Here is a 7,005-nt window from a genome sequence, read left to right as displayed (position 1 = left end):
CTCAAACGGAACAAAACCTGGGGCACTTCAACCATGGTGATTGGTTCCCCGCCCCATCGGCAGCCGATGTAGAGGCGGCGTAGTTTACCGCCCCATCGCAGGGTTGTCTTGCCGTTGGTGCTTACTTTGTCGGTGCATAGTCGGTAGTCGTGCTCTGGTTTGATGTCCGCTTATCTACATTCGCCCCCATTAAGGGTGAATCTTCAGATCAAAACTAGAAATAGTTTATACACAGCACTATCTGTATTAGGTAAGCCTTGCCTTTCCAGCCGTTCATGAATCGAGGTTTACTATGACCCAACAGTCCTCTACGCCCGCACGGAGTACAAGCTCATCCAGTGGGGCGACGGCACGTTTAAACACCAGAGATCTCATCAACGCTGGTATCTTTGCTGCACTTTACTTTGTAATCACCTTTGTAAGCGGAATGATTGGATTCGCAGGACCACAATTCATGTTTATTGGATGGTTCATCGCGGCAATCGCAAACGGAATCGTGCTAGCGCTTTATGCCGCCCGCACGCCCAAAATGGGTGCTTTCACCCTCGTCGGTGGTATTAACGGACTAGCATTCATGCTCACCGGACACTACTTCTGGACCCTGCTGGGAAGCATAATCCTAGGGTTTATCGCGGATTTGATTATTACAAAAAGCCACCTCAGTATTGCCAAATCCTTCCCTATTGCCTACAGCGTCTTCTGTGTCTGGATTTCTATGCCTTTTATCCCGCTAATTCTGGATACGGACTCCTACTACGTCGATATCGCAGACCAAATGGGTCAAGAATATGCCGATGCCATGTCGGATATCTTCCAGCCATGGACCATTGGGGTACTGGCCATTTGTGCGCTCATCGTCGGCTTTATCGGAGGAAAGGTCGGAGTTCGCGTCAGCCGCAAACACTTTGAAAGCGCTGGTCTCCTGTGAGCCTGCAAAAACAGGGCGTGCTTCGTCGATCTTCGATCGATCCACGGACCGTGCTGCTTTCTGTTCTAGTAATCAATGCGGTAGCTCTCAGCCACGGCCACCTACCGACACTGCTGATTTCTATCGCTTTCAGCTCCATCGCACTAGCTACAGTAAAGCCACACTATGGTCTTATTTGCCTGTTCGCTTTTGCATTATCCTATCTAGGGTACTGGGGCCTATTACAGCTTCCTGGCTCCACATTTTTCGCTTTTTCAGCGGCAATTTTTTCGTGGCTAAGCCGTTTTGTCATCAGCATGTCCATCGGCGCATTCGGCTTGCTCACTCTCACACCATCCACGTTGACCTCAGCACTGCGGGACCTGCGTTTACCAGGCTGGGCCACCATTCCACCGGCGGTATTCCTGCGCGTTTTGCCGATCATCGTGGCAGAAGCCAAAGCCATCCGCGATGCCATGATCCTTCGGGGTCTCCAGCCTGGAGTAAAAAGCTGGATCACACAGCCCACACAATCGTCCGCGATGTTGATCATCCCCTTATTAGGTGCCGTCGTCCGCGCTGGTGATGAGCTCGCTGCCTCTGCTCTTGTCCGGGGATTGGGAGGACCCGCACGCCCAACCACCACCGCCGATCTTTCCTTCAAGCTTGTCGATGCAACTGCACTAGCTGGGTTGGGCCTCGTTGTTGCCTCTGTCTGGCTTCCCACGGAGGTCCACTTATGAACGAACGCAGTATCGCAACCAGTGTAGACGCCCACAACGTTTCTTTTACATATCCATTGGGAGCTCGGCCAGGCATTCAAGGTGTATCTGATGTGTCTTTTTCTGTCTCTCCAGGACAGTGTCTACTGATTACCGGTGATTCCGGATCGGGAAAGTCCACGGTACTCAAGTTGATCAACGGACTCATCCCCCATTTCAATCCAGGAGAGCTACTAGGCACCATCACTATTATAAAGGATGACCAGGCTTTTACCCCTGCGGAAGAACCGCTGTCCCGAGCCATCGAGTTCAGCGCCTCAGTATTCCAGAATCCAAGGACACAATTTTTCACTGAAAGCGTCAATGCAGAATTGGCCTTCGGGCTAGAAAACCTTGGTGTAGATCCCAAAGAAATTGAGTCGAGAATTCAATCAGCGGTCGAGCTACTAGGCATTAACGATCTTCGGGGCCGGCGATTCAAAGAATTATCCGGTGGGCAGTTACAAACCGTGGCATGCGCATGCGCGCTTGTGTCCCCGGGCAGTCTCGTGCTTCTCGATGAACCCACGTCCAATCTCTCCATGGAAAGCATCGATATTCTTGCACGCGTGCTACACCGCTTGAAGGAATTAGGCACAACGATCATTATCGCTGATCACCGTCTCTTTTTCTTAAAAGATATCGCTGACCAAGTTATTTACTTGACTCAGGGAAAAATAACGCGGAGTTTCCGCGCTCAGGAGTTTTATGCCTTAGACGAACCCGAACGCAAACAATTGGGGCTACGCAGCTTACACCATGTTCCCCTGCCCGCGAGCGTGCCGGTACCACCCACGCTCGAAAACGCCGATCCCCAGCGGAGCGGACTCGAGCTAAGCAACATCTGTTTTTCTTATGGCGCACATGAGGTATTAAACATTGACCACGCATTTTTCCCCAGCGGCGAAGTCACCGCCTTAATCGGGCCCAACGGCGCTGGAAAAACCACCCTCGCCAGGATCATTTGTGGTCTTGCTTCTCCCAAACGCGGCGGTAGTCTCCGTTTGAACAGCAAACGAGTAGGAGCGGCTGCCCGCAGACGTGCCGCGTACATGGTGATGCAAGATGTTGGCCGCCAATTATTCGCAGCCACCACCGAAGAAGAAGTCACGCTCGGACTGGCAAAGAAGAAGCGGGACCACATCGATGTCAATGAGATTCTCCATCGCCTCGATCTGGCAGGAATGGCTCAACGGCATCCGCAGTCTCTGTCCGGTGGGCAACGGCAACGCTTAGCCATAGCTTCAGCCCAAGCCGAGCAAGCAGCGATCTACATCTTCGATGAACCTACCTCTGGCGTGGGCTGGCGCCAACTGCAATCCATCTCGGCGCTACTTCGATCTCTTGCAGCAAGCGGAGCAGTGGTCATCGTCATCACCCATGACCACGAATTCATCCAAGAATCAGTCACCAGAATCATCGATATGACTGACATCAACAAGAATTGAGAAAGAGATGTCTGAACTAAAACAAAGTTCCACAGAATCAAGCGGAACCCACGCACCAGAATCACACGGTGCGTCACCGGAAGAAGAGGCTCGCGCAAAACTAAAAGCCGGCCAGGTCGCTCTAAAAAAACTACTGGCCCCAGTGCAAACAACCATCTACTTCGCACAGTTTCTCGCGCTTATATCCTCGGTACTCGCCGTAGCACCCTACGTCGCGTTGGTGGCACTGGGAAATGCTCTAATCGACGGCAAAACTGATGACGTCGCGTCCATTGTGAAATGGCTACTTGCTGCATTTTTGGGCCAGCTATTCTTCTATTTCCTTGCCCTTGCAATCACCCACTTCGCTGATGCAAAGCTGGTGGGGATTAACCGGCGCCGAATTATTACCGCTATTGCGAAAGCACCACTCTCGTGGTTTAGCCAGACTAATTCCGGCAAAGTCCGCAAAGCCGTCGAGGACGATACGTTAACTCTGCACACCCTGACAGCCCATGCTCCTGTAGAGAAGGTCGCCGCGATCTTTACGCCCCTCGCGCTTCTGGTTTATGCCTTTATCTTGGATTGGCGCCTTGGTCTACTTTCTATTGCCACTGTGCCCATTTTCCTAGCAATCCAAGCATATTCAATGAAAGATATGGGCACAAAAACTGCGGAAATGGATAATTATCTGGGTGAGGTCTCTGCGACTGCGGTGGAGTTCTCCGAAGGTATTTCCGTCGTCAAGGCTTTCGGCACCGTTGGCAAAGCCCACGCTCGATATCGCGAAGCTGCCCAAAAATTCGCGGAATTCTATTACGAGTGGGTACGTCCGCTTCTGCGTGTTTCCGCAATCTCAGAGTCTGTGGTGGCGGTTCCTGTCCTCATCCTTATCAATCTAGGAGTCGGTTCCCTGCTGATAGCTGGTGGCTATGTCACGGTCGCTGAAGTCATCGCAACAACGTTAATTGCGCTGGTGCTCCCAGGCACGATTCAAACCGTCGGCCAAATGATGTGGTCTTACCAGCTCGCTGGCAATGCGGCGTTGCGCCTTGATGAAGTCATGACAATTTCCCATGTGAAAGAAGGCCAAAAGAGACTCGATGCCAGTAGTCAAGACATGGAGGTGGAGTTCCATAAGGTCAGCTTTAGCTACGCCCCAGACACACCAGTCCTCCAAGACTTTTCTGCGCAACTAAATGCAGGCACTGTCACGGCATTGATTGGCCCCTCCGGGTCTGGCAAATCCACAGCAGCAACGATGCTGGCGCGTTTCCAGGATCCAGATTCGGGCACAATCACTATCAACAACGTGGATATCCGTGATCTCACTTTCGACAGTTTATACCGCACTGTGGCTTTCGTCTTACAAGATCCTCACTTACTGCGTATGAGTATTCGGGAAAACATTCGCCTTGCACGCCCAGAAGCCCGCGATGAAGAGATCTGGCAAGCCGCAGAGGCTGCGCACATAGCTGCTGATATTCGCGCTTTACCGGCTGGGCTCGACACCGTTGTTGGTGAGGACACCTCTTTATCCGGTGGACAACAGCAACGCATTTCTATTGCCCGGGCAATCATTACCAATGCCCCAATCTTGATCCTGGATGAAGCTACTGCGGCAACTGATCCTGACTGCGAAGCAGAAATTCAAGCAGCTCTAGCCACACTCGTCAGAGGCAAGACCGTCTTAGTCATCGCCCACAAGCCGGAGTCCATCCAAGGAGCAGACCAAATAATCTGCCTCAAGCCTATGAAGGATAATTCTCATGTCTAATGCCACTACGCCTGTTAGTTCGCGTCTTCGTGATCCGCTACTCACTCGCAGTGTCAAAAAGCTGCAAAGTCCTGTAGGCCATAAGCTCAATAAAAGGTATGCTTGTCTATCGCTTATCGTTGGCGTGCTTGATGGCCTCGCCGTTCTCACGCTCGTGCCACTTACAAAGGCACTCGATGGGGATACGACGATCGCACCATGGATGTGGACGCTTTTGGCAATTGCGCTCGTAGCTTTTGCGCTACGATTTTTCGCAACCATGGCCTCTTACCACACGGCCTTGGATTTCATCCGAGCCGCGCACACGACTGTGGGCGATAAATTAGCAACGCTACCGCTCGGCTGGTTCGTACCGGCTAATACCGGCGGCCTATCTCGCCTCGTTTCAGATCGCTTTATGGTGGCGGCCGAGACCATTGCGCATATTCAAGGAACGATATACCGCGATAGCGCGGCACTTGTCACCTTGTTAGTAGGAGCGTGTTTCTGGAACCCGAAGCTGGGCTTGGTCCTTCTTATCATCGCACCATTGGCGCTCGTGGTGATGCAGTTGGCTGCATGGATTCGTGAGAAAGCATCGAACCGCGCACTGGGGCCGAGTAAAGAGCTCTCCCAGCGCATCGTAGAATTTGCTAACCGTCAACCAGCCCTGCGCGCGGCAGGACAATCACAAGTTTTTGCGCCACTAGAGCAAGCGCTAGAAATCGACCATAAAGCACGAATACGCGAGCTATGGGTATCCACATTAGCTTTGCTACTCAACGGCATAGTAGTGCAGATCTTCATTGTGGCTCTCATTATGGTCTCCGCGGATCTTGCCGTTGAAGGCGCCCTATCGCCACTAGAAACAATTGCGATCATCGGAATCAGCTTGAGGTTTACCCGCACGCTTGAACAGCTGGGTTCTTCTTTCGTCGGTTTAGATGCCGGCCGTATCGCGCTCACAGAAACTGAGCTCATCACCGATGCCCCTTCCCTGCCAGAACCCGCTACTCCGCGCCTAGGCGATGGTTCGGGAAATGTAGAGCTGCGTAATGTCACGTTTGGATACGGCGATAAACCAGTATTGGTAGATGTCACTTTCCATGCTCGACCAGGCACCGTTACCGCCATTGTCGGTCCTTCTGGCTCCGGAAAGACCACAATTGCGCGCCTTATTTCGCGATTCTGGGATGTAGATTCCGGGGCGGTGATGGTTGACGGCGTAGATATCCGCGAGCTTGGAACCGAACAGTTAATGTCCAGACTGTCCATGGTCTTTCAGGACGTTTACCTCTTCGACGACTCGTTAATCGCTAATATCCGCGTTGGTCGTCCCGACGCCTCCGATGAGGAAGTCTTCCGCGCAGCTGATCTTTCAGGCGTGACTTCTATTGCCAACCGCCTAGGGTGGCATACTCCTGTTGGTGAAGGCGGGCGGCTTCTATCCGGTGGTGAACGCCAGCGCGTATCTGTAGCTCGCGCGCTTCTCAAGCAAGCGCCGATTGTACTCTTTGATGAGGCTACCTCCGCGCTCGATGCAGAAAATGAGGCAAACATTCTTGCTGCGATGGACGAGCTACGGGAGCAATCTACTTTTATTGTCATCGCCCATAAGCTGGATACAATCAAATCTGCTGATCAAATCGTAGTCTTGGATGAACACGGGCAAGTCAGCCAGCTAGGCACGCATTCTGAGCTTTCCGATGTCCCCGGTATCTACCGTCACTTCTGGCAGCAACGCAAAGCAGCAAGCGGGTGGAAAATCAGTTCGGGACGCGATTAACGCGGGCACCGAGATCGGCATTGTTTGCGGGGGACACCCTTCTCTCCCCCTCTCCCCATTACGTTGTTAGCAGTTCCACCTCAGGGCGCCGAAGATTCATAGCCTGTCCACCCGATTGGGCGGGCTATGTTTATGTCCGTTCCCTCCGTTCGAAAGGACAGTGGAACTAGTCGCTGGCTTCGGTATGTCTTATTCCTGTCCCTGTCTGAAAATGATCCGGGGGGTGATGCCGCCGAAGGCAGTGACATACTCAAACTGCTAATAGGAACCTGACCCAGCCCAGGTGGTATGAGGTCTCACAGTAATGTGGATGCCAGTGCAAGTTTGTCCGACCTGAAGTGCCCCGAGTTTTGTTCCTAGGCATTTGC

At 52.5% G+C, this 7,005-nt stretch carries 5 protein-coding genes; all 5 read left to right on the top strand.

Annotation, left to right across the window (positions count from 1 at the left end; all coding sequences use genetic code 11):
• Positions 1–292 precede the first annotated feature (292 nt).
• From HMPREF3153_RS09845 to HMPREF3153_RS09825, 5 genes are read left to right on the top strand one after another with little or no spacing between them, the layout of a single operon-like run.
• On the top strand, positions 293–928 hold the full coding sequence (locus tag HMPREF3153_RS09845; RefSeq protein ID WP_070420720.1) for an MptD family putative ECF transporter S component: 636 nt from the start codon (positions 293–295) through the stop codon (positions 926–928).
• Positions 925–1,650: an energy-coupling factor transporter transmembrane component T family protein gene (locus HMPREF3153_RS09840; RefSeq protein WP_070420719.1), complete on the top strand. Its 726-nt coding sequence runs from the start codon at positions 925–927 to the stop codon at positions 1,648–1,650. Before HMPREF3153_RS09845 ends, HMPREF3153_RS09840 begins: the two co-directional genes overlap by 4 nt.
• Positions 1,647–3,116, top strand: a complete 1,470-nt coding sequence (locus HMPREF3153_RS09835) for an ABC transporter ATP-binding protein (protein ID WP_012714930.1) — start codon at positions 1,647–1,649, stop codon at positions 3,114–3,116. Before HMPREF3153_RS09840 ends, HMPREF3153_RS09835 begins: the two co-directional genes overlap by 4 nt.
• A 7-nt stretch (positions 3,117–3,123) precedes the next feature.
• Complete coding sequence (locus HMPREF3153_RS09830) at positions 3,124–4,872, top strand: ABC transporter ATP-binding protein (RefSeq protein WP_070420718.1); 1,749 nt, start codon at positions 3,124–3,126, stop codon at positions 4,870–4,872.
• Entirely contained in the window at positions 4,865–6,637 is a 1,773-nt protein-coding gene (locus HMPREF3153_RS09825; RefSeq protein WP_070420717.1) for an ABC transporter ATP-binding protein, read from the top strand. The genes HMPREF3153_RS09830 and HMPREF3153_RS09825 overlap by 8 nt, the downstream gene beginning before the upstream one ends.
• Positions 6,638–7,005 lie beyond the last annotated feature (368 nt).

It is taken from the genome of Corynebacterium sp. HMSC06C06, assembly GCF_001807295.1.
In the GTDB taxonomy this organism is placed as follows: Bacteria; Actinomycetota; Actinomycetes; order Mycobacteriales; family Mycobacteriaceae; genus Corynebacterium; species Corynebacterium striatum.
The sequence above is the reverse complement of the archived record's forward strand: the minus strand, read 5'-3'. Positions and strand labels throughout refer to the sequence as shown.